Raw genomic sequence first — 21,185 nt, forward strand, 5'->3', positions numbered from 1 at the left:
AGGAATCCGTGGGGGGCCGGGGTCAGCCGTTCATCGTCAGGCCGCCCGAGACGCTGAGCACCTGGCCGGTGACGAAGGCCGCGTCGTCGCTCGCGAAGAACAGGATCGCGCCCGGCAGGTCGTCGGGCTGGCCGATGCGGCCCAGCGGGATGGAGCGCGTGAAGGCCTCCATCAGCTTCTCGGGATTGCCCGCGCCTTCCTTGTAGTCGGCGAACAGCGCGGTGTCGGTCGGGCCCGGGCACACCACGTTCGCGGTGATGCCGTGGCGCGCATGCTCGCGCGCGATGGTCTTGGTGAACGCGACCAGGCCGCCCTTGCAGGCCGCGTACACGGCCTCGCCCGAGGAGCCCACGCGCGCCGCGTCCGAGGCGATGTTGACGATGCGCCCCGCCTTGCGCGCCGCCATGCCCGGCAGCACGGCATGGTGCATGTGCAGCGCTCCCGTGAGGTTGATGGCGATCAGCTTCTCCCACTGCGCGGGCTCGGTCTTCGTGAAGGGCCGGAACACGTCCCAGCCCGCGTTGTTGACCAGCACGTCGATCGCGCCGAAGCGCTCGAGCACCGCGGCCACCGCGGCATCGACGCTCGCGCGCTCGGTGATGTCGCAGCGCAGCGCGAGCGCGCGGCCGCCCTCGGCCTCGATGCGCGCGGCGACCGTTTCGGCGGCGCCGGGGTTCAGGTCGAGCACCGCCACCCGCGCGCCTTCGCGGGCGAAACGGCGGCAGGTCGCGCCGCCGATGCCGCCACCGCCGCCGGTGACGACCACTGTCTTGTCTTCGAATCGTTGCATCAGGTTCTCCTTGGATCCGCGGGCTTGCTATCGTTGGCCGGTCGCGCCGGCTTCGAATCGGCATTTAGGTAAAGATGTTGACGTATTATGCGTTGGCATAGCTTCGCCGTGCAACCCAGTTCACGAAGATATCTATGGTTTCCCCTAATGAAAATGACGCTTCCGCCCGCATGGCGCTGGCCAACAGGGTTTTCTTCCGTCTCTACCAATGCGCCAACATGTTGCATAAAACAGGCACCCGTGCGGTCGAGAATGAAGGCCTGACCACGCAGCAATGGGCGGTGCTCGGCGCGTTGTCGCGCGACGAGGCGAAGGGGGGAATGAGCGTGGGCGACCTGGCGCGCTACCTGAAGGTGAGCCGGCAGAACCTCTCGGGCCTGCTGAGCCGCATGGAGCGCGACGGCCATGTGAAGACCGCGCCCGACGGGCGCGACCGGCGCTCACGCCTGGTGACGATGAGCGAGTCGGGACAGCATGTGTGGGTGGTCGAGGCGCAGCCGAAGATCTACGCCTACTACGAGCAGGTGCTCGAGGGCTTCTCGGTCAACGACGTGACCCACACCCTGCACTACCTGCTGAAGATCCTCGACAACATGCAGAAGGTGGACGACCGGCAGGGCGGGGCCGAGGAGCCGGCCGAGGAAGCGTGAAGCCGCGCGGCCTCAGCGCGGCGCCATGCGAATCGCCCCGTCGAGCCGCACGCTCTCGCCGTTGAAGTAGCCGTTGGTGATCATCAGCTCCGCCAGCGCCGCGTACTCGGCCGGGTTGCCCAGCCGCTTCGGGAACGGCACCGAGGCCGCCAGCGCGGCCTTCACGTTGTCGGGCGCGCCCTGCAACAGCGGCGTGTCGAAGATGCCCGGCAGGATGGTGTTGACGCGGATGCCCTCGCTCATGAGGTCGCGCGCGATCGGCAGGGTCATGCCGACGATGCCGGCCTTCGAGGCGGTGTAGGCCGCCTGCCCCATCTGGCCGTCCTGCGCGGCCACCGAGGCGGTGTTGACGATGGCGCCGCGCTCGCCGTCCTCGAGCATGTCGAGCGTGAGCATGCCGGCGGCCGACTTGGCGATGCAGCGGAAGGTGCCCACCAGGTTGATCTGGATGATGCGGTCGAAGTTGGCGAGCGGAAAGTGCTTGATCTCGCCCGTGGCCTTGTCGCGGCTCGCGGTCTTCACCGCATTGCCGGTGCCCGCGCAGTTGACCAGCACGCGCTCCTGGCCGTGCGCGGCGCGCGCGCGCTCGAAGGCCGCGTCGACCTGCGTCTCGGAGGTGACATCGACCTGGCAGAACACGCCGCCGATCTCGGCCGCGAGCGCCTCGCCCTGCGCCGCGTTGAGGTCGAACAGCGCGACCTTCACGCCATGGCCGGCCAGGCGCCGCGCGGTGGCCGCGCCGAGGCCGGAGGCGCCGCCGGTGACGACGGCGGCAATGCGGGAATCGAGTTGCATCTTCGGAGGTCCTTGCTGGATGGTTTGGCGCCGGCCAGTTTAGGAAGCAGAATCGACGCGGGCATCGTCGGAACCGACGGTATCCACTTTCCCTCGCGGCAACCGCACGGCCCGCGCCCCACTCCGCCGTTCGCGATGTCGTCCGCTCCTTCCGCCCGCATCCTCGAGACCAAGCTCAGCCCTCCGGCCTTCGCCGCCACGCAGGTGCTTCGCGACGCGATCTGCGAACGCATCGCGGCCAGCGCGGTCAAGCTGGTGCTGGTGCGCGCGCCCGCGGGCTTCGGCAAGACCACCACCATGGCGCAGAGCCGCGAGCGCATCGAGGCGCGCGGCATCGCCACCGCCTGGATCACGCTGGACCGCGCCGACAACGACGTCTCGCGCTTCCTGGCCGGCCTCGGCGAGGCCGTGCTGCGCCTCGGCGTGGAGGAGCCGCGCGCCCGCACGCCCTTCGACGCGGTGGCCGCGCTGGCCGCGCACGACGCGCCCTTCGTGCTGTTCCTCGACGACTTCGAGGGCGTGCAGGAGCCCGCGGTGATCGGGCTGGTGCGCGAGATCGTCGAGCACCTGCCTCGCGGCGGCAAGCTGGTGATCGGCTCGCGCGGCCTGCCCGACCTCGGCGTGGGCCGGCTGCGCGCACGCGGCCAGCTCGAGGAGATCGACACCGACCGGCTGCGCTTCAGCCTCGAGGAGACCGGCGCCTTCTTCGGCCTGCGGCCGCACGCCGGCGACGCCGCCGCGCAGGCCCTGCCGCACGAACTGCTCGCGCAGCTGCACCGCAAGACCGAGGGCTGGATCGCGGCGATCTGGCTGGCCTCGATGGCGCTCGAGCGCCATGGCAGCGCGACCGGCTTCGTCGAACGCTTCTCGGGCTCCGACCGCGCGGTGGCCGACTACCTGGCCGAGGACGTGCTCGCGCACCAGCCCGCCGAGGTGCGCGAGTTCCTGCTGCGCACCAGCATCCTGCGCCAGCTCGATGCCTCGGTGTGCCAGGCGCTCAACCCGCGCGCCGACAGCGCGGCCATCCTCGAGCGGCTGGCCGCGGCCAACCTGTTCCTGACGCCGGTGAACGGCGGCGCGGACGGCGACGGCGCCTGGCGCTACCACAGCCTGTTCGCCGACTTCCTGCGCGCCCAGCTGGCGCGCGAGATGCCCGGCGAGATCGCGCGGCTGCATCTCGCGGCCTCGGGCTGGTACGAATCGCAGCAGCGGCCGGTGCCCGCGATCGACCATGCGATCGAGGGCGGCGACCATCCGCATGCGCTGACCCTGCTCGACAGCTATGCCGGCCGCTTCCTCGAGCAGGGCCGCATGCGCATGCTCGCGCGCTGGTTCTCGGCCATCCCCGAGCATCAGCTGCGCGAGCATCCCGCGCTGCAGCCGATCGCGCTGTGGGCCACCTGCTTCACGCACGGCCCCTGGCAAGCGATGCAGCAGCTCGAGAGCTCGGGCTGCCTCGACAGCCCCACGCCCGCGGTGCGCGCGAGCGCGCAGACGCTGATTCCGCTGCTGCTGGCGATGCAGGACCGGCACGACGAGGCCTACGAGGCCGGCCGCCTGAGCCTGGCGCGGCTGCCCACCGGCCTGCCCTTCGCCGACAGCGTGCTGCTCAACGCGATGGCGCACATCCTCGCGGTGCGCGGCGACCAGCACGAGGCGCAGCGCCTGCTCGACGCCGCGCGGCGCCAGCAGGGCAGCAGCACCTTCAACCGCATGTACACCGAGTCGCTGGCCGGCCTGTTCGACCTGCAGGAAGGCCGGCTGCGCCAGGCCACCGCGCGCTTTCGCATGGCGGTCGATGCGACCCATGCGGTGTCGTACAACCACAGCCACGGCAACGCCTGGGCCGGTGTGCTCTATGCGGGTTCGGTCTACGAGTCGAACCAGCTGCTGCAGGCCGAGCACCTGCTCAACGTCTACCTGCCGCTGGCGCGCGACGTGGGCCTGCCCGACCACATGATCCTCAGCCACGCGATGCGCTCGCGCATCGCCTTCCATGCGGGCGACATCGATGCTGCGTTCCAGGCCCTGACCGAGCTCGAGTACCTGGGCCACCAGCGCCAGCTGCCGCGCGTGGTGGCCGGCGCCAAGCTCGAGCGCTCGCGCATGCTGCTGCTGCAGGGCAACGGCCCCGCCGCGCGCGACGAACTCGCGCGCGCCGACGACCCGGCCCTGTGGGCGCGCGAGAAGCTCCAGCGCCTGCCCGCGCACGAGCTCGACTACCTGACCCTGGCGCGCGCACGCTGGGAGATCGCCTTCGGCGACGCGCGCGCGGCCCTCGACAGCATCGACGCCGAGCTGCATGCCGCCCTCGCCGTCGCGCGGCTGCGGCGCGTGCTCAAGCTGCGGCTGCTGCGTGCATTGGCACTGCAGCGCGCGGGCAGCCTGGCCGAGGCCATCGCCGAAGCCGCCGAGGTGCTCAAGACCGCGAGCCACGAGGGCTACATGCGGCTGATCCTCGACGAGGGCCCGGCCGCCGCGCTGCTGGCGCAGCGCTTCGCGCACGCGCTGCACGACAGCGCCACCGCGCGCGGCAGCAGCGACCCGATCCTCGGCGAGTACGTGCAGCGGCTGCTGCAGGCGGCCGGGCCGATGGCCCTGCCCGATGGCGGCGAGCCGGAGAGCCCGGACGCCGCGGGCACCGACGGCCTCGCGGCCAGCGAGCCGCTGACGCGCAAGGAGATCCGCGTGCTGCAGCTGCTGGCCGAGGGCTATTCGAACGGCGCGATGGCCGAGAAGCTGTTCGTGTCGGACAGCACGGTGCGCACGCACCTGCGCAACATCAACATGAAGCTCGATGCGAAGAGCAGGACGCAGGCGGTGGCGATTGCGCGGCGGCTGGGAGTGATCCGGTAGGGAGCGCCCGAGGCGGTCCGCCAACGAGATTCCTGTATCTCGAGGAGAAACCCGCCATCACGAAGCACCCCCGCCCCGCAGCCGCCATCCATCGTCAGCGCAGCACCGCCACCCTGACGCGGCGCATGCCGTTGTAGGAATAGAGAATGATCGGCCCGTCGCGCAGGTCGCCCCGGTCATCGAAGGAGATTTCGCCCGTCACGCCAGTGAACGAGATCGCCTTGAGCTCCGGAAGGTACTTGGCCGGCTCGATCGAGCCCGCGTTGCGCATGGCCCGCGCCATCACCTGCACGGCATCGTAGACATGGGGTGAGAAGAGCTGAACCGGCGTGCCGAAACGCTGCGTTAACCGGTCCATGAACGCGCGCAGGGCCGGCTGGTATTTCTCCTCGGTGCCACCGGTTTCGGCGCACAGCACGGTGCTCCGCATCGCCTTGGCGCCGGCGAGCCGTGGCAATTCACCGGTACAGATGCCGTCGCTACCCATGAAGACAGGATTCAGGCCGGCTCCGTGAATCTGGCGCAACAATGGACCGGCAACCGTGTCCATGCCGCTATAGAAGACCAGATCGGGCTTCGAGGCGCGCAGCTTGGCGACCAGATCGCCAAGCTCCTCGCCGTCGTCCATCACCTGATCGCGGCGCAACACCGTGCCACCGGCCTGCAGCACGCCGGCCTCGAAGGCGTCGGCGACGTCGCTGCCGTAGTCCGAGCGGTCGTCGACCACTGCAATCCTCCGGCCCCTGGCCACCTCGACCGCATAGCGGCCCAGCAGTTCGCCGAGCCGATCGTCGTGCGCGATCACCCGGAACGCCGTGGCATAGCCCAGTTGGGTGTAGGGCGGTCTGCTGGCGCTTGGAGAGATCTGGACGATGCCCGCATCGTGGTAGATCTTCGCGGCCGGAATGGTGACGCTCGAAGTCAGATGCCCGACCACCCCGTTCACGCCCGCAGCCACCAGCGACAGTGCCGCGCGGGCGCCCATCTGCAGATCGGCGCCGTCGTCGCGGGCCACGAGTTCGAACCGGGCGCGCTTGGTACCGATGAGGAAACACTGCGCATTCAGGTCCTCGATGGCCAGCACGGCACCGTGCTCGTTGTCACGGCCGAGATGAGCCAGCGCGCCGGTCATCGGCGCGACGTGCCCGATCCTCACGGTCACCGAGCCTCCCGATCCGGGCCCGCAATTCGACGCCGCGGGCGTCTGGGCACCACTCCCCGCACACGCCAGCACGCCGGCGGCAGCCACCACACAGACACGGACCCAACGCTTCCCACCCACTCCCAGCAACATCCTGTTCTCCTCGCGGCCCATGGCCGCCGCGGATTCTAGAAGGCCGGGAGCGCCCGCTCACAACGCCCGCGAGATCACCTCCTTCATGATCTCGTTGGTCCCGCCATAGATCCGCTGCACCCGCGCATCCGCATACATGCGCGCCACCACGTACTCGTTCATGAAGCCGTAGCCGCCGAACAGCTGCAGGCATTCGTCGACCACCCTGCCCTGCGCCTCCGAGCCCCAGAGCTTGGCCATGGAGGCGGTGGCGGTGTCGAGCCTGCCGGCGACGAGGTCCTCGACGCAGCGGTCGATGAAGGCGCGGCCGACCTTGATCTGGGTCGCGATCTCGGCGAGCTTGAACTTGGTGTTCTGGAACTCGGCGATCGGTTTGCCGAAGGCCTTGCGGTCGCGCACGTAGTCGAGCGTGGCCTGGTAGGCGCCCTCCATGGTGGCGAGCGCGCTGACGCCGATGATGGTGCGCTCGTAGGGCAGGTCGCCCATGAGCTGGAAGAAGCCCTGGCCCTCGACGCCGCCGAGCACGGCATCGGCCGCCACGCGCACGTCGTCGAAGAAGAGCTCGGAGGTGTCCTGCGCCTTCATGCCGATCTTGTCGAGCACGCGGCCGACACGGAAGCCCGCGCAGCCCTCGGTCTCGACGATCAGGATCGAGGTGCCCTTGGCGGCCTGCGCGGGATCGGTCTTGGCCACCACCAGCACCACGCCGGCGAGGAAGCCGTTGGTGATGAAGGTCTTGGAGCCGTTGATGACGTAGCCGCCGTCCTTCTTCTCGGCGCGCGTGCGCACGCCCTGCAGGTCGGAGCCGGCGCCGGGCTCGGTCATGGCCACCGCGCCGACCAGTTCGCCGCGCGCCATGCGCGGCAGGTAGTGCTGCTTCTGCGCCTCGGTGCCGTGGTTGAGGAAGTAGTGCGCGACGATGCTGTGCACCGAGGTCGCCATGCCGCTGAGGCCGCGGCGCGCGGCTTCCTCGTAGAACACGGCCTCGTGGCGGAAGTCGCCGCCGGCGCCGCCGTATTCTTCCGGGATGTCGGCGCACAGCAGGCCGAGGGCGCCGGCCTTGCGCCAGATCTCGTGGCCGACGTGGCCGCGCTTGCGCGCCTCCTCGTCGTGCGGAACCATCTCGGCCTCGATGAAGCGCACCACGGTGTCGCGGTAGCGCTCCAGGTCCTCATCGCTCCAGGAGCGGCGGAAATCGATCGTCATGTCTGGCGTGTCCTCGTTCGTCTCTTCGTTGATGTTCTGTGCGCGGCTTCAACCCACGCGGCGCTGCCTGCCGGCCCAGTAGGGATCGCGCAGCTGGAACTTCTGCAGCTTGCCCGCGGCCGACAGCGGCAGCGCATCGCGAAACTCCACGCTGCGCGGGCACTTGTAGCTCGCGATCTGCGCGCGGCAGTGCGCGATCACGGCCTCGGCCTCGAGCGCCATGCCCTCGCGCCGCACGATCACGGCATGCACGCGTTCGCCCCACTTATCGTCGGGCACGCCGATCACGGCCGACATCAGCACCTGCGGCAATTGCGCGATGGCATTCTCGACCTCGGCCGAGTAGACGTTCTCGCCGCCGCTCACGATCATGTCCTTCATGCGGTCGACCACGAAGACGAAGCCCTGCGCGTCCATGTAGCCGCCGTCGCCGGTGTGCATCCAGCCGCCGCGCAGCGCGGCCTCGGTCTCAGCCGGCTTGTTCCAGTAGCCCTGCATCACCATCGGCCCGCGCGCGACGATCTCGCCGACCTGGCCCGCGGGCAGCTCGCGATCCTCGCCGTCGACGATGCGCACCTCGGCGATGGCGATCGGCGTGCCGGCCGAACGCAGCAGGCGGTCGCGGTCGGGGCCCGGCAGATGGCAGCGCGGCGGCAGCGCCGTGACCACGGGCGACAGCTCGGTCATGCCGTAGACCTGCGCGAAGGCGGTGGCCGGCAGCGCGCGCATGGCCTGGTCGAGCAGCGCGGCATCGATGGGCGCGGCGCCGTAGAACAGCAGCTTCAGCCGCGACAGGTCGAACTCGCCGAAGCGCGGGTGCTCGATCACGCGCTTGATCATGGTCGGCACCAAAAACATCTCGGTCACGCGCGCCTGCTGCAAGGTATCGAGCACCGCGAGCTCGTCGAACATCGGCACCACGTGCATGGGCACCAGCCGCAGCATGTTCTGGATCGCGATGCCGCAGCCGGCGACATGGAACATCGGCGCGGCGACGATCGAGACCGCCTCGTGCCCATCGCGCGGCAGGGCCGCGACGGTGGCCAGCGCATTGATGCAGAGGCTGCCGTGGCTCAGCATCACGCCCTTGGGCCGGCCGGTGGTGCCACCGGTGTACATCACGGCCGCGAGCTCGTCGCCGGTGTGCGGCGCGTCGTCGATGGCCGCGGTGCCGGCCAGCAGCGCCTCGTAGCCGACCATGCCCTCGGGCACCTCGCGCTCGCCGCAATAGACCACGGTGCGCAGCGACGTGGAGAGCCGGCGCAGCTCGCCGACCAGCGGCGCGAACAGGTCGTCCACCAGCAGAATGCGGGTGTCGCAGTCGTCGAGCGAGTAGGCGACCTCCTTCGGATTCCAGCGGATGTTGACGGGGTTGACGACGCCGCCGCCCCACCAGGTGCCGAAGAAGTATTCGACGAAGCGGTGCGAGTTGAGGCTCATCATGCCCACGCGGTCGCCGCGCGCCATGCCGAGCTGCTGCAGCGCGGCACCGAGCCGCGCGACGCGGTCGGTGAATTCGCCGAAGCCGAGGCGGTGCGCGCCGCTGACGATGGCGGTGGCCTCGCCCTTCTCGCGGCGGCCCTTGTGAAGGGACTGGGTCAGGTACATGGGAGCCTCCTCTGTCTTGCCGATGCCGATGCGCGCCCGCGGGGCCGTGCTCAGGCCGCGCGCAGCGATGGCGCGCTGTCCTCGCCCGCGCCCCAGCGCCGCAGCAGCGCCGCGCCTTCTTCGCGCGGCTCGCCCGAGAGCGCGGGCGGCACGCTGCGGCTGAAGCGCGGCGCGGGCGCGGGCTGCACCACGCCGTCGACCTCGACGAAGGTGCCGCGCGCCACGTTGTGCGGATGCGCGGGCGCCTCGTCCCAGTCGAGCACCGGCGCGAAGCAGGCATCGCTGCCCTCGAGCAGGGCGCACCATTCGTCGCGCGTGCGGGTGCGGAAAACGTCGGCCAGGCGCAGCTTGAGCAGCGGCCAGCGCGCGGCGTCCATCTGGGCATCGAAGGCCGGGTCGTCGGCGATGCCGCAGCGCTCGCGCAGCAGCGCATAGAACTGCGGCTCGATGGCGCCGATGGCCACGTAGCGGCCGTCGGCGCAGGCATAGGTGTCGTAGAAGTGGGCGCCGCCGTCGATCAGGTTCTCGCCGCGCTGGTTGCTCCACCGGCCGCCCGCCTTGAGGCCGTACATCATGGCCGACATCAGCGCGGCGCCGTCGGTCATGGCGGCATCGACCACCTGGCCCTGGCCCGAGGCCTTCGCCTCGTGCAGTGCCGCGAGGATGCCGAAGGCCAGGAACATGGCGCCGCCGCCGAAGTCGCCGACGTAGTTGAGCGGCGGCACCGGCGGCTCGCCCGCGCGACCGACCGCGTGCAGCGCGCCGCTCAGCGCGATGTAGTTGATGTCGTGGCCGGCCGCCTGCGCCAGCGGGCCGTGCTGGCCCCAGCCGGTCATGCGGCCGTAGACCAGGCGCGGATTGAGCGCGAGGCAGTCGGCCGGACCCAGGCCCAGGCGCTCCATCACGCCGGGGCGGAAGCCCTCGATCAGCACGTCGGCGCGCGCGATGGCGTCGCGCACGGTGGCGGCCGCGCCCTCGGCGCGCAGGTCGATCTGCAGCAGGCTGCGGCCGCGCGCGAGGATGTCGTGGGGGTTGCGCGGCGTGCCGGGCCGTTCGATGCGCAGCACCTCGGCGCCCATGTCGGCGAACAGCATCGCGCAGAAGGGACCGGGGCCGAGGCCGGCCATCTCGACCACGCGCAATCCTTGCAATGGGCCCGGCATCGTCCGTCTCCTTGGCCGCGGGCGGCCTTTTCTGTGTGGAGGACGATCTTGTCGCTGCCCGGTGGGTGCCGCATCGTCGGAAGAGACGAAAGAAGCGACGAGAAAGGCGCGCCGGCCCCGGCGCGCGGCGTTCAGCCCGCCTTGGCTGCCTTCGCGACCTGCGCGCGCCGGAAGCAGGCCGCGTCGTGGTCGTTGACGATGCCCACCGCCTGCAGCCAGGCATAGACGATGGTCGGGCCGACGAACTTGAAGCCGCGCTTCTTCAGCTCCTTCGACACGCGCTCGGACAGCTCGGACGACACGGTGCGCGTCTTGCCGTCGTTCTCGATCACCTTGCCGCCGGTGAAGGACCAGCAGAAGTCGGTGAAGCTCTCGCCGCGCGCTGCCATCTCGTTGTAGATCTGGGCGCCGCGAATGGTGGCCTCGATCTTGGCGCGCGCGCGGATGATGCCGGGGTTGCCCATCAACCGCTCGATGTCCTTTTCGTCGAAGCGCGCGACCTGCTTCGGATCGAAGCCCGCGAAGGCCTCGCGGAAGGTGTCGCGCTTGCGCAGCACGGTGATCCAGGCCAGGCCGGCCTGGAAGCCCTCGAGCATCAGCGTCTCCCAGAGCATGCGCGGATCGCGCTCGGGCACGCCCCATTCGGCGTCGTGGTAGGCGCTCATCAGGGCATCGCCCTCGGCCCAGCTGCAGCGGGTGTGTTGCTTCATGCGCCGATGATATCGGCGGCTCCCTTCAAGCGAGTTCGGGCCGCCGCGCCGCGAATCCCGTGGCGGCCTCGAAGGCGGCCGACGCGCCCAGCAGCGCCGCGTCGTCCTGGAAGCGGCCCACGAGCTGCAGGCCCAGCGGCATGCCGTCGCCGCCGAAACCGCTCGGCAGGCTGATGGCCGGATGCCCGGTCATGTTGAAGGGCATGGTCCACGGATACCAGTGCGCGCGCACGTTCTCGTACGGCTGGCCGTCGATGTCGAGCGGTGCGAACAGGTCCTGCTCGAGCGCCACCGCGGAGCGCGTGAGCGTGGGCATGGCGAGCAGGTCGGCGCGCTCGAACAGCGCCTGCACGCGCTTGAACAGCTGCGAGCGCGCGAACATCGCCTCCTGGTATTCGACGCCGCTCACGCCGGCCGCCGACTCGACCTGGCGCCGGAAGGTCTCGCTGAAGCTGTCGGGATGCCGCTCGACCAGCGGGCCGAAGCGCGCGCGCCACACCGTGTGGTTGATCGCGCGCCAGATCGGCTCGACCTCGAAGCCTGCGCCGTCGAAGTATTCGATGCTTGCACCCAGATCCTTCAGCGTGCGCAGCGCGGCCTCGAAGTTGCGCGCCACGTCGGCGGACACCGGCCGGCCCGGCGGCGCGGCGCAGCACAGCACGCGGCGGCCGCGCAGGTCGCCGAGGTCGGCGGCGGCCGCCACGTAGTCGTGCGAACGCAGGCCGATGGACCAGGGATCGACCGGCGACGGCCCGGCCATCGCCTGCAGCATCAGCGCGGTGTCGCCCACGGTGCGGGTCATCGGCGTGACGTAGGTCTGGTTGCCGTAGAGGTCCTGCGCCTGGCTGTGCGGGATCACGCCGACCGACTGCTTGATGCCGACCACGCCGTTGCAGGCGGCCGGGATGCGCGTGGAGCCGCCGCCGTCGGTGGCGACCGCGAGCGGCGCGATGCCCGCGGCGACCGCGGCCGCGGCGCCGCCGCTCGAACCGCCGCAGGTGCGCGCGAGGTTCCACGGGTTGCGCGTGCTGCCGAACAGCGGCGAGTTGGTCAGCGGGCCCGAGCCGAACTCGGGCGTGGTGGTCTTGCCGATCAGGATCGCGCCCTGGGCACGCAGCCGCGCCACGCTCACGGCGTCTTCGGCGGGCACGTTGTCGCGGTGGATCACGGCGCCGAAGGTGGTGGCCACGCCCTCGGTGTTGACCAAGTCCTTGACCGAGAAAGGAATGCCGTGCAGCGCGCCGAGCGGCCGGCCGGCCGCGATGGCGTTCTCGGCGCGACGGGCCTCGGCTAGCGCGCGTTCGGGCGTCAGGGTGATGAAGCAGTTGAGCGTGGGCTGCAGGCGCTCGGCGCGCGCGAGCACCGCCGTCACCAGCTCGACCGGCGAGAGCTGGCGCGCGCGGATCAGGCCGGCCAGCTCGGTCGCGGGCGTGAAGAAAAGCGAATCGTCGGACATGGGCATCGAGCCTTCGTGCGTGCTATTCGTCGATGACGATGCCGGCCGCCTTGACGATCGGCTCCCAGTTCCTGCGCTCGCGCTGCGCCCGCTGCGCGAGCTCGGCGCGGCCCTCGGCATGGGCGACCAGCCCGGCCGCCTCGAGGCTGCGCGCGAGCTCGGGCTTGGCCGCGGCGGCGAGGAAACCGCGCTCCAGCGCCGACAGCACGGCGGCCGGCGTGCCCGCGGGCGCATAGACCGCATACCAGCTCGTGGCCGCGACGAACTCGCCGAAGCCCTGCTCCTTGGCCGTGGGCACGTCGGGCAGCGCCGGCAGCCGCTTGTCGCCGCTGAGGCCCAGGAACTTGATCTTGCCGCCCTTGTAGAGCGGCATCATGCTGGCGGCCGCGTCCCAGCCCATCGACAGCTCGCCGCCGACCACGTCGATCAGCATCGGCGAGGCGCCGCGGTAGGCCACGGGCGTGAGCTCGAAGCCCTGCGCCTTGGCGAGCGCGAAGGCGCCCAGGTGGCCCGAGCTGCCGATGGTCGCGAGGCCCAGCGTCGCCTTGCTCGGGTTCTTCTTCGCCCATTCGACGTACTGCTTCATCGAGCTGTAGGGCTGACCGGCGCCGGTGACGACCGCGGTGGGAATCTCGACCAGCAGCGCGACCGGCACCAGGTCCTTGTCGGCGTCGTAGCCCGGCGTCTTGTAGGTCAGCGGCAGGATGGTGAGCAGCGGCGACGGCGCGAGGTAGAGCGTGAGGCCGTCGGGCTTGGCCTTCTTCACCGTGTCCCAGGCCAGGCGCGCCGAGGCGCCGGGCTTGTTGTCGACCACGATGCTGCCGAAGCCCGCGTCCTTGAGCTGCTCGGCATAGAGGCGCGCGACCGTGTCGGCCGCGCCGCCGGCCGCATAGCCGACGACGATGCGCAGGTTGCCGCCCGCGAGGCCCGGCGGCAACTGGGCCTGCGCGGCCGGAAGGAGGCAGGCCGCGAAGGCCGCGACGGCAAGGGATCGGCGGATGAAGGACGGCATGGAAGACCTCGCGGTGAAAAAAAGTAAGGGGGATCGCTCAACCGAGCGCCTGCTCGACCAGCGCTGCGAGATCGAGCAGATAGTGGTCGTCGTGCCAGCGGCCCACGAGCTGCAGCCCGATCGGCAGGCCGATGGTGCTGCGGCCGCAGGGCATCGACAGCGCGGGATGGCCCGTGAGGTTCATCGGGTAGGTGTAGGGATACCAGGCACCGCGCACGGTGCCCGCGGGCCGGCCGGCGATCTCGATCTCGCCGCTCACGTCCATGTCGATGGGCAGCGGCGGTGCCGCCAGCGTGGGCGACACCAGCACGTCGAAGCGTTCGAACAGCGCCTGCAGCTCATTGAAGCAGCGGGTCTTGGCGAAGGTGGCCTCGTGCAAATCGACGGCCGTGTGGCGGCGGCCCTTTTGCACCGCGTCGATCAGCGAGGCATCGAGCCGGTTGCCGAAGCGCTCGAGGTTGGCGCCCACGCGCGCGGCCAGCAGCGACTGCAGCACGACCAGGAAGTGCTTCTCGAGCGAGACGAAATCGAGCTGCACGGTCTCGACGATCGCGCCCTCGCGCGCCATCGCCTGCACGGCGGCACCGGCGATGGCCTCCACCTCGGGATCGACGCGGTTGCCCGCGCTCGGCAGCCAGGCCACACGCAGGCCGCGCAGCGAGACGGGCGCGGCACGACGCGGCGGCGCGCTGCCCGCGCCCCAGGGATCGCGCGCGTCGAAGCCCGCGATGGCCTCGAACAGCAGCCGGGTGTCGGCCACGTCGCGCGCCATCGGGCCGGTGAAGGAGTTGGCCGAATAGAGGTCAGGGGCCTGCAGGTGCGGCACCACGCCGAGCGTGGCCTTGAGGCCGACGATGCCGCAGCAGGCCGCGGGAATGCGGATCGAGCCGCCGCCATCGGTGCCCAGCGCCAGCGGACCCATGCCGGCCGCCACCGCGGCAGCGGCGCCGCTGCTCGAGGCGCCGGGCGTGTAGGCGGGGTTGATGGGGTTCAGCGTGCGGCCGAACAGCGGCGCCGTCGGCACCTGCTTGTGGCCGAACTCGGGCGTCAGGGTCTTGCCGATCAGGATCGCGCCCGCGGCCTTGGCGCGCGCCACGGCCACCGCGTCGTCCTTGGGCACGAAGTCCTCGTGGATCGCCGAGCCCATGGTGGTACGCACGCCGGCCGTCAGCGTCAGGTCCTTGACCGAATAGGGAATGCCATGCAGCGGGCCCAGCGATTCACCGGCCATCACGGCTGCCTCGGCGCGGCGCGCGTCGGCCAGCGCCTCGTCGGCAGTGACGGTGATGAAGGCGTTGAGCTCGCGGCGCGCCTCGATGCGCGCGAGCGCGGCCTGCACGATCTCCACCGGCGAGGCTTCCTTGCGCCGCACCAGCGCGGCCAGCGCCACGGCGCCGTGGTCCATCAGATCCATGTTGTTCCTCGAAGTCGGAAGTCAGAGCATCCAGCGGCCGCCGTCGATCAGCAGCGTCTGGCCCGTGATGAAGCGGGCGTCGTCGCCCGCCAGGAAGGCCACGGCCGCGGCCACGTCGCGTGGCGTGCCGATGAAGCCCACGGGCGTGTCGGCCACGATGCGCGCGAGCACCTCGGGGTTCAGCTGGTCGTGCGCGCGGGTGCGGATCGCGCCGGGGCACACGGCATTGACCGTGACGCCGTGCGGCGCCAGCTCGCGCGCCAGCGAGCGCGTGAAGCCCACCACGCCCATCTTGGCGGCCGCGTAGTCGGCCAGGCCCACGTCGCCGACGAAGGCCGCGTCGGTGCTCATGTTGACGATGCGGCCGAAGCCGCGCGCCTTCATGCCGGGCGCCACGCGGCGCGAGGCGCGCATGGCCGTGAGCAGCGAGACCTCGAGCACGAAGCGCCAGACCTCCTCCCGCGATTCGACGAAGGGCGCGCCGCGTTCGCGCGCGCTCTGGCCGACGTTGTTGAAGAGGATGTCGACCGGGCCGAAGTCCGCTTCCACGCGGTCGAAGAAGGCCGAGACCACCGCCGCATCGGTGCAGTCGCCGCTCACGCGCAGGCAGCGCGAGGCCAGGCCGGGCGCGACGCCGTCGCCGGCCAGTTGCGCGTCGAGCGGCGCGCAGTCGAGGTCGAGCACCGCGACGCGCGCACCCCGTCCCAGGAACTCCATCACCGCGGCGGCACCGATGCCCTGCCCGCCCCCGGTGACCACCGCCACGCGCCGATCGAATGTCATCGCGGGCCTTTCAGTGGAAGGTGCGGCCGCCATCGACGGCGAGCGCGGTGCCGGTGATGTAGCTGGCGCCCGGGCCGCTGAGGTAGAGCACGGCCTCGGCCACCTCCTCGGGCGCGGCGATGCGGCCGAGCGCATAACGCTCGCGGATCTCGGCCAGCGCGCGCTCGGGATCGTCGGCGTTCTCGTAGCTGGTGCGGAACAGCGGCGTGTCGATCGCGCCCGGGCAGACCGCGTTGACGCGGATGCCGTCGGCCGCGGTCTCGATCGCGAGCGACTTGCCGAACATGATGACCGCGGCCTTGCTCGCGCAGTAGGCGGTGCGGTTGGGCAGCGGCCGCAAGCCGGCGCCCGAGGCGATGTTGACGATGCTGCCGCCACCGGCCGCGCGCAGGTGCGGCAGCGCGGCGCGGCACACCAGCATCGGCCCCGTGAGGTTGACGGCCAGCACGCGTGCCCACTCCTCGTCGCTGGTGGCCTCGAGCGACTTCAGCGCATCGATGCCGGCCGAGTTGACCAGCGCGTCGACGCCGCCCAGCCATTGCGCGGCGCGGTCCACCGCAGTGCGCACGGCCGGCGCGTCGCTCACGTCGCATTCGAGCGCCAGCGCCGCCTCGCCGAGCAGGCGCACGGCGTCGGCGAGCGCGGCCGTGTCGCGGTCGAGCAGCGCCACGCGCGCGCCGCGCGCCACCGCCATGCGCGCGACCGCGAGGCCGATGCCGCTGGCACCGCCGCTCACGATCAGCTGGCGCGGCGCCGCCGGATTGGCAGCGACGGCATTCATGCGGCCACCGCGGCCTGCAGGCGCGGGCGCATGTCGTCGGAGATGCGGTCGCAGCGGTCGATCCACACGTCGGAATGCGCGAGCGCATGCTCGATCAGGCCCTCGAGCACCTTGAGCCGCGAGGGCTGGCCGATGATCTGCGGATGCATGCCGACCATCATCATGCGGTCCTCGGCATGCAGCACGTCGAACTCGCTCTTCCAGGCCTCGAGCGCGGCCGAGGGCGCCTGCAAGGTGCGGCCCGGCAGCGTGATCGAGTACTGGAAGAAGGGCGCGTCGTCGAGCACCCAGCGGAACGGCAGCTCGACGATGTCGGTGCGCTGGCCGCCGATCTCGAGCAGGTAGGGCGAGTCGTCGTCGAAGAAGTTCGAGGAGTAGTCGAAGCCGTACTCCTTGATCAGGTCGAGCGTGATGGCGCTGAACTCGGCCGCGGGCGAACGCCAGCCGCGCGGGCGGCTGCCGGTCAGGCGGGTCAGCACCTCGAGGCCCTTCTCCATCTCCTCGCGCTCCTCCTCGGGCGTGAGGCCGACGATCCAGCGGTGGCTGTAGCTGTGGTGCGCCACCTCGTGGCCGCGGTCGATCACCTCGCGCATCAGTTCGGGATGTTTCTCGGCCACCTCGCCCGGCACGAAGAAGGTGGAGTGGATGCCGTAGCGCTCCAGCAGCTTGAGGATGCGCGGCATGCCGACCTTCCAGCCGTAGGCGCCCTGCGACATCAGGATCGGCCGCTGCGCGTTGGCGGGATCGCGGCCGGTCCACATGGTCTCGGCGTCGAGGTCGAAGGTCAGCATGAGCGGGAAGCCTTTGCTCGTGGTGGGCATCGCGAAGTCCTGGGGAAGAAGAGGAAGAAGGGCCTAGACGTGCTTGTGGAAGCCGGTCCAGCGTTCGGCCAGCAGCAGCACGATGCCGGTGGCCACGATCAGCAGGGTGGAGACCGCGGCGACGCTCGGGTCGACGCCCTGCTCCACCGAGGTGAAGATCTTCACCGGCAGGGTGGTCTGGCTCGCCGAGAGCAGGAACACCGACACCGGCACGTTGTCGAGCGAGGTGATGAAGGCGAACAGGCCGCCGGCCACGAGGCCGGGCTTGACCAGCGGCAGGGTGACCAGCCGGAAGCTCGTGAAGCCGTCGGCGCCGAGCACGCGCGCCGCGTCTTCGAGCGACTCGTCGACCGCCGCCAGGCTGCCGAGGCTGGCGCGCACCACGTAGGGCACGGTGATGACCACATGCGCGAGCCACAGGCCCAGCGAGTTGCCGCGCAGGCCGGTCATCGTGTAGTACTGCAAGAGCGCCACGCCGAGCACCACCGAGGGCAGCACCAGCGGCGCCATGAACAGCGAGGTCAGCGCGGCCGCTCCCGGCACCATGCGGCGGTGGATCGCATAGGCGGCGATCAGGCCCAGCACCAGCGCGGCGGCGGTCGAGGCGGCGGCGAGCCAGAGGCTGGTCCAGGCGGCCGAGAGGTATTCGGGATCGCGCAGCACCACCTCGAACCAGTGCAGGGTCAGGCCCTTGGGCGGGATCGTGAGGTAGGCGGTCTTGCTGAAGGCCGCGAGCACCACCACCAGCACCGGGATCTGCAGGAACACGACCACCGCGATGGCGGTGGCAGTGAGGCCCAGGCCCTGGCGCTGCGTTTCGCTCGGGGTGCTCATGCCTGGCCTCCCCAGCGCTTGAGCAGCCGGCTCGACAGCGCGATCACGGCCAGCGTGAGCGCGGTCAGCACGAAGGACATGGCGGCACCGGCCGGCCAGTCGAGCGTCTGCAGGAAGTCGTCGTAGATCAGCGTGGCCATGACCTTGTAGGTGGCACCGCCGAGCATGCGCGGCGTGACCAACGCGCTGATGGTGAGCACGAACACCAGGATCGAGCCCGAGAGGATGCCGGGCGCGCTCATCGGCAGCGTGATCGACCAGAACACGCGCAGCCGGCTCGCGGCCAGGGTGTAGGCAGCCGACTGCACGTCCTTCGGGATCGCCTGGATCGCGGGCACCAGCATCAGCACCATGAAGGGCAGGAAGATGTGCGACATGCCGACCAGCAGCCCGAACAGATTGAACATCATGCGGATCGGGCGCTCGATCAGGCCGACGTCGATCAGCAGGTTGTTGATGAGGCCGCGGTTGGCCAGGAGCGCGATCCAGCCGAAGGAGCGCACCACGAGGTTGAGCAGCATCGGGAAGATCACGAGCATGGTCAGCGCGAGCCGCATGCGCGGGCCCGCGTTGGCGATGTAGTAGGCCAGCGGATAGCCGAGCACGAGGCAGATCGCGGTGACGCCGAAGCCCAGCACCAGCGTGCGCAGCACCACCTCACGGTAGTACTCGTCGGTGAGGATGCTGGTGTAGTTGGCCAGCGTCCAGCCGCTGGCGATGCCGCTGCCGGGCACGTAGGGATGCAGGCTCAGCGGCACCATCAGCAGCACCGGCGCGACGAAGGCCAGCAGCAGCACCAGCAGCAGGGGCGAGGCCAGCAAGGCGCCGGCGGTGTGGCGCGATCTCATGCCGCGGCGTTCACGTAGACATGGCGCGGATCGATCGCCACACCGACCGGCGCGCCGACCTCGAGGCCGGCATGCGGGCCATTGGTGGCGGCCTCGGCGATCAGCTCGATGCCGCCGAGGGCCAGCAGGTACTGCACGCGCGAGCCGACGAAGGAACGCATCGCGACGCGGGCTTCGTAGCGCGGCAGGTTCGCGGCGTCGGAGAGGTCTTGCGCGCCGAGAAAGCGGATGTCCTCCTGGCGCACGACCACGTCGACCGCGGCGCCATCGGCAATGCCCTCGGCCTGGGCCACGGCGAGCACCGGGCCGTCGCGCAGCTGCACCGTAGCGCCCCCCGCTCCGGCGCGCGCGAGCTTGCCGCCGAGCCGGTTGGGCCGGCCCATGAAGCTCGCGACGAAGCCCGTGGCCGGGCGGTGGTAGATGGCCTCGGGCGTGTCGAACTGCTGCACCACGCCATGGGCCAGCACGCAGACCCGGTCGGACATCGACATGGCCTCGCCCTGGTCGTGCGTGACGAACAGCGTGGTGATGCCGACCTCGCGCTGCAGCCGCTTGAGCTCGATCTGCATCTCGTCGCGCAGCGCGGCATCGAGGTTGGACAGCGGCTCGTCGAACAGCAGGATGCTCGGGCGCGGCGCGATCGAGCGCGCCACCGCCACGCGCTGCTGCTGGCCGCCCGAGAGCTGGCGCGGCAGCCGGTCGCCCAGCGCCGAGAGGCGCACGCTGGCCAGCGCCTGCTCGACGCGGCGCGTGAGCTCCGCGCCCTGCACGCCCTGGCGGCGCAGGCCGAAGGCGACGTTCTCGAACACGCTCATGTGCGGGAACAGCGCATAGGACTGGAACACCAGGCCGATGTTGCGCTTGTTGGTGGGCAGCGCCGTGACGTCGCGGCCGTCGATCAGGATGCGGCCGCCCGTGGGCTCGATCAGGCCCGCCACCATGCGCAGCACCGTGGTCTTGCCGCAGCCCGAGGGGCCGAGCAGCGAGATGAATTCGCCGTCGTGGACCGACAGCGAGACCGAGGAGGCGGCGACGTGTCCGGGGTAGCGCTTCTCGAGGCGCTCCAGCGTGAGTGCGGGCATTGGGCGTACGGGATCGTGGGAACGGCGGCGGCGCTCAGCGCGCGACTTCGCGCTGCCAGCGGCGGGTCCATTCGGGCATGGACTTCGCGACCTGCTCGGGATCGGGCAGCCAGAGCTTGTCGAAGGTCTCCTTGTACGGAACGATCTTCGCGGCCTTGTCGCTGAGCTTGACCTGGGTGTTGACCGGGCCCGCGTACTTGCGCTCGGCGAAGCAGGCCTGGCCTTCCTTCGACAGCACCTCGTCGATGTACTTGAGCGCGAGCGCCGGCGACTTCGCGCCCTTGGGAATCACCAGCGCGGGCAGGATGCCGACCGCGCCTTCCTTCGGATAGACGATCGCGAGCGGCAGGCCCTTGTCGATGGCCGAGCCCGCGCGGTCGGGGTACCAGACGGCGGCGGCGATCTCCTGGCGCTCGAACAGCGAGACGATCTGGTCGGCCTGCGTGTAGAGCGTGACCGAGGCCTTGGCGATCGGCTTCACGGCCGCGAAGCCGGCGTCCATGTTGCTCAGCTCGCCGCCCTTCATGCGGTTGAGCGCCATCAGGAACTGCGAGCCCGAGGTGCCGCTGATGTCGCCGATGGCGAGGCGGCCGTCGTATTCGGGTTTGGCGAGATCGGCCCAGGAGGTGGGCGGGGTCTTGATCTGCTTGGTGTCGTAGACGATGACGGTGGCGCCCGTCATGAACACCACGTACTGGCCGTCCTTGTCGAGCGCGCGCGGCGAGATGTCGGCGGCGTTCGCGAGCCTGGACTTGTCGATGGTCTCGAGCAGCTTCTCGTTCTTGAGCTGCGCCGCGAGCGAATTGTCGATGTAGACCACGTCGAAGTCGGACTTGCCGCCGGTCGCGCGGATGGCCGCGGCGAACTGCGAGGAGCTGCCGAGCTTGAGCGCCACCTTGGCGCCGGTCTTCTTCTCGAACGAGGCGATGTGGCAGGTCTTCGAGTCGTCGGCGAAGGAGCCGCCGAAGATGCCGACCACCAGCTCCTCGGCGTGCAGCGCACCCGACATCAGCAAGGAGGCAAAGCCCAGGGACAGGCAACGTGCGAGCGCGGTTTTCATGGAAGCGACTCCTGTGAGATCG

At 70.6% G+C, this 21,185-nt stretch carries 19 protein-coding genes; 2 read left to right on the forward strand and 17 right to left on the reverse strand.

The window, feature by feature from the left end; genetic code table 11:
- Positions 1-22: 22 nt before the first annotated feature.
- Positions 23-790 (reverse strand): 2-hydroxycyclohexanecarboxyl-CoA dehydrogenase, encoded by a 768-nt coding sequence (gene badH, locus ACEN9J_RS11055; RefSeq protein WP_209541101.1) that lies wholly within the window; start codon positions 788-790, stop codon positions 23-25.
- Positions 791-924: 134 nt separating this feature from the next.
- Between badH and ACEN9J_RS11060 the strand changes: the two genes are divergently transcribed.
- Positions 925-1,440: a MarR family winged helix-turn-helix transcriptional regulator gene (locus ACEN9J_RS11060; RefSeq protein ID WP_057589660.1), complete on the forward strand. Its 516-nt coding sequence runs from the start codon at positions 925-927 to the stop codon at positions 1,438-1,440.
- Between the two features lie 12 nt (positions 1,441-1,452).
- Here the strand turns inward: ACEN9J_RS11060 and ACEN9J_RS11065 are convergent, their stop codons facing one another.
- Entirely contained in the window at positions 1,453-2,235 is a 783-nt protein-coding gene (locus tag ACEN9J_RS11065; protein WP_057589659.1) for an SDR family NAD(P)-dependent oxidoreductase, read from the reverse strand.
- A 135-nt stretch (positions 2,236-2,370) separates the two neighbouring features.
- Here ACEN9J_RS11065 and ACEN9J_RS11070 point away from each other — a divergent pair, with 135 nt between their 5' ends.
- On the forward strand, positions 2,371-5,091 hold the full coding sequence (locus ACEN9J_RS11070; protein WP_413764067.1) for a LuxR C-terminal-related transcriptional regulator: 2,721 nt from the start codon (positions 2,371-2,373) through the stop codon (positions 5,089-5,091).
- 94 nt (positions 5,092-5,185) lie between these two features.
- Here the strand turns inward: ACEN9J_RS11070 and ACEN9J_RS11075 are convergent, their stop codons facing one another.
- From ACEN9J_RS11075 to ACEN9J_RS11145, 15 genes are all read right to left on the reverse strand, one after another.
- Positions 5,186-6,406: a branched-chain amino acid ABC transporter substrate-binding protein gene (locus ACEN9J_RS11075; protein ID WP_413764068.1), complete on the reverse strand. Its 1,221-nt coding sequence runs from the start codon at positions 6,404-6,406 to the stop codon at positions 5,186-5,188.
- Between the two features lie 36 nt (positions 6,407-6,442).
- Entirely contained in the window at positions 6,443-7,591 is a 1,149-nt protein-coding gene (locus ACEN9J_RS11080; protein WP_093343300.1) for an acyl-CoA dehydrogenase family protein, read from the reverse strand.
- A gap of 48 nt (positions 7,592-7,639) precedes the next feature.
- Positions 7,640-9,199, reverse strand: coding sequence for a long-chain-fatty-acid--CoA ligase (locus ACEN9J_RS11085; RefSeq protein ID WP_413764069.1), 1,560 nt, complete (start codon positions 9,197-9,199; stop codon positions 7,640-7,642).
- A 50-nt stretch (positions 9,200-9,249) separates the two neighbouring features.
- A complete protein-coding gene (locus ACEN9J_RS11090) occupies positions 9,250-10,362 on the reverse strand; it encodes a CaiB/BaiF CoA transferase family protein (RefSeq protein WP_413764070.1) in 1,113 nt (370 codons plus the stop codon).
- A gap of 131 nt (positions 10,363-10,493) precedes the next feature.
- The gene (locus ACEN9J_RS11095; protein ID WP_413764071.1) at positions 10,494-11,072 is read right to left on the reverse strand and encodes a DNA-3-methyladenine glycosylase I; all 579 of its coding nucleotides are present in this window, start codon (positions 11,070-11,072) and stop codon (positions 10,494-10,496) included.
- Between the two features lie 25 nt (positions 11,073-11,097).
- Entirely contained in the window at positions 11,098-12,528 is a 1,431-nt protein-coding gene (locus tag ACEN9J_RS11100; RefSeq protein WP_413764072.1) for an amidase, read from the reverse strand.
- Between the two features lie 22 nt (positions 12,529-12,550).
- Positions 12,551-13,540 carry a Bug family tripartite tricarboxylate transporter substrate binding protein gene (locus ACEN9J_RS11105; protein ID WP_413764073.1) on the reverse strand — a complete coding sequence of 330 codons (990 nt, stop codon included), beginning with the start codon at positions 13,538-13,540 and terminating at the stop codon, positions 12,551-12,553.
- A gap of 37 nt (positions 13,541-13,577) precedes the next feature.
- Entirely contained in the window at positions 13,578-14,954 is a 1,377-nt protein-coding gene (locus ACEN9J_RS11110; RefSeq protein WP_413764074.1) for an amidase, read from the reverse strand.
- Between the two features lie 21 nt (positions 14,955-14,975).
- A complete protein-coding gene (locus tag ACEN9J_RS11115) occupies positions 14,976-15,737 on the reverse strand; it encodes an SDR family NAD(P)-dependent oxidoreductase (protein WP_413764075.1) in 762 nt (253 codons plus the stop codon).
- 10 nt (positions 15,738-15,747) lie between these two features.
- Positions 15,748-16,518, reverse strand: a complete 771-nt coding sequence (locus tag ACEN9J_RS11120) for an SDR family NAD(P)-dependent oxidoreductase (RefSeq protein WP_413764076.1) — start codon at positions 16,516-16,518, stop codon at positions 15,748-15,750.
- Positions 16,515-17,339 (reverse strand): polysaccharide deacetylase family protein, encoded by an 825-nt coding sequence (locus ACEN9J_RS11125; RefSeq protein WP_057589642.1) that lies wholly within the window; start codon positions 17,337-17,339, stop codon positions 16,515-16,517. Before ACEN9J_RS11125 ends, ACEN9J_RS11120 begins: the two co-directional genes overlap by 4 nt.
- 33 nt (positions 17,340-17,372) lie before the next feature.
- Positions 17,373-18,173, reverse strand: a complete 801-nt coding sequence (locus ACEN9J_RS11130) for an ABC transporter permease (protein ID WP_413764077.1) — start codon at positions 18,171-18,173, stop codon at positions 17,373-17,375.
- Positions 18,170-19,021 carry an ABC transporter permease gene (locus ACEN9J_RS11135; protein ID WP_208509146.1) on the reverse strand — a complete coding sequence of 284 codons (852 nt, stop codon included), beginning with the start codon at positions 19,019-19,021 and terminating at the stop codon, positions 18,170-18,172. Before ACEN9J_RS11135 ends, ACEN9J_RS11130 begins: the two co-directional genes overlap by 4 nt.
- On the reverse strand, positions 19,018-20,103 hold the full coding sequence (locus ACEN9J_RS11140; protein ID WP_413764078.1) for an ABC transporter ATP-binding protein: 1,086 nt from the start codon (positions 20,101-20,103) through the stop codon (positions 19,018-19,020). The genes ACEN9J_RS11135 and ACEN9J_RS11140 overlap by 4 nt, the downstream gene beginning before the upstream one ends.
- Positions 20,104-20,137: 34 nt before the next feature.
- The gene (locus ACEN9J_RS11145; RefSeq protein ID WP_413764079.1) at positions 20,138-21,163 is read right to left on the reverse strand and encodes an ABC transporter substrate-binding protein; all 1,026 of its coding nucleotides are present in this window, start codon (positions 21,161-21,163) and stop codon (positions 20,138-20,140) included.
- Positions 21,164-21,185 lie beyond the last annotated feature (22 nt).

The organism is Variovorax sp. Varisp41, assembly GCF_047325085.1.
Lineage (GTDB): Bacteria > Pseudomonadota > Gammaproteobacteria > Burkholderiales > Burkholderiaceae_C > Variovorax.

Excerpts from the sequence above, each read along its gene's own strand:
- badH (WP_209541101.1), bottom strand. The coding sequence starts at position 790 with ATGCAACGATTCGAAGACAAGACAGTGGTCGTCACCGGCGGCGGTGGC.
- ACEN9J_RS11060 (WP_057589660.1), top strand. The coding sequence starts at position 925 with ATGGTTTCCCCTAATGAAAATGACGCTTCCGCCCGCATGGCGCTGGCC.
- ACEN9J_RS11065 (WP_057589659.1), bottom strand. The coding sequence starts at position 2,235 with ATGCAACTCGATTCCCGCATTGCCGCCGTCGTCACCGGCGGCGCCTCC.
- ACEN9J_RS11070 (WP_413764067.1), top strand. The coding sequence starts at position 2,371 with ATGTCGTCCGCTCCTTCCGCCCGCATCCTCGAGACCAAGCTCAGCCCT.
- ACEN9J_RS11075 (WP_413764068.1), bottom strand. The coding sequence starts at position 6,406 with ATGGGCCGCGAGGAGAACAGGATGTTGCTGGGAGTGGGTGGGAAGCGT.
- ACEN9J_RS11080 (WP_093343300.1), bottom strand. The coding sequence starts at position 7,591 with ATGACGATCGATTTCCGCCGCTCCTGGAGCGATGAGGACCTGGAGCGC.
- ACEN9J_RS11085 (WP_413764069.1), bottom strand. The coding sequence starts at position 9,199 with ATGTACCTGACCCAGTCCCTTCACAAGGGCCGCCGCGAGAAGGGCGAG.
- ACEN9J_RS11090 (WP_413764070.1), bottom strand. The coding sequence starts at position 10,362 with ATGCCGGGCCCATTGCAAGGATTGCGCGTGGTCGAGATGGCCGGCCTC.
- ACEN9J_RS11095 (WP_413764071.1), bottom strand. The coding sequence starts at position 11,072 with ATGAAGCAACACACCCGCTGCAGCTGGGCCGAGGGCGATGCCCTGATG.
- ACEN9J_RS11100 (WP_413764072.1), bottom strand. The coding sequence starts at position 12,528 with ATGTCCGACGATTCGCTTTTCTTCACGCCCGCGACCGAGCTGGCCGGC.
- ACEN9J_RS11105 (WP_413764073.1), bottom strand. The coding sequence starts at position 13,540 with ATGCCGTCCTTCATCCGCCGATCCCTTGCCGTCGCGGCCTTCGCGGCC.
- ACEN9J_RS11110 (WP_413764074.1), bottom strand. The coding sequence starts at position 14,954 with ATGGATCTGATGGACCACGGCGCCGTGGCGCTGGCCGCGCTGGTGCGG.
- ACEN9J_RS11115 (WP_413764075.1), bottom strand. The coding sequence starts at position 15,737 with ATGACATTCGATCGGCGCGTGGCGGTGGTCACCGGGGGCGGGCAGGGC.
- ACEN9J_RS11120 (WP_413764076.1), bottom strand. The coding sequence starts at position 16,518 with ATGAATGCCGTCGCTGCCAATCCGGCGGCGCCGCGCCAGCTGATCGTG.
- ACEN9J_RS11125 (WP_057589642.1), bottom strand. The coding sequence starts at position 17,339 with ATGCCCACCACGAGCAAAGGCTTCCCGCTCATGCTGACCTTCGACCTC.
- ACEN9J_RS11130 (WP_413764077.1), bottom strand. The coding sequence starts at position 18,173 with ATGAGCACCCCGAGCGAAACGCAGCGCCAGGGCCTGGGCCTCACTGCC.
- ACEN9J_RS11135 (WP_208509146.1), bottom strand. The coding sequence starts at position 19,021 with ATGAGATCGCGCCACACCGCCGGCGCCTTGCTGGCCTCGCCCCTGCTG.
- ACEN9J_RS11140 (WP_413764078.1), bottom strand. The coding sequence starts at position 20,103 with ATGCCCGCACTCACGCTGGAGCGCCTCGAGAAGCGCTACCCCGGACAC.
- ACEN9J_RS11145 (WP_413764079.1), bottom strand. The coding sequence starts at position 21,163 with ATGAAAACCGCGCTCGCACGTTGCCTGTCCCTGGGCTTTGCCTCCTTG.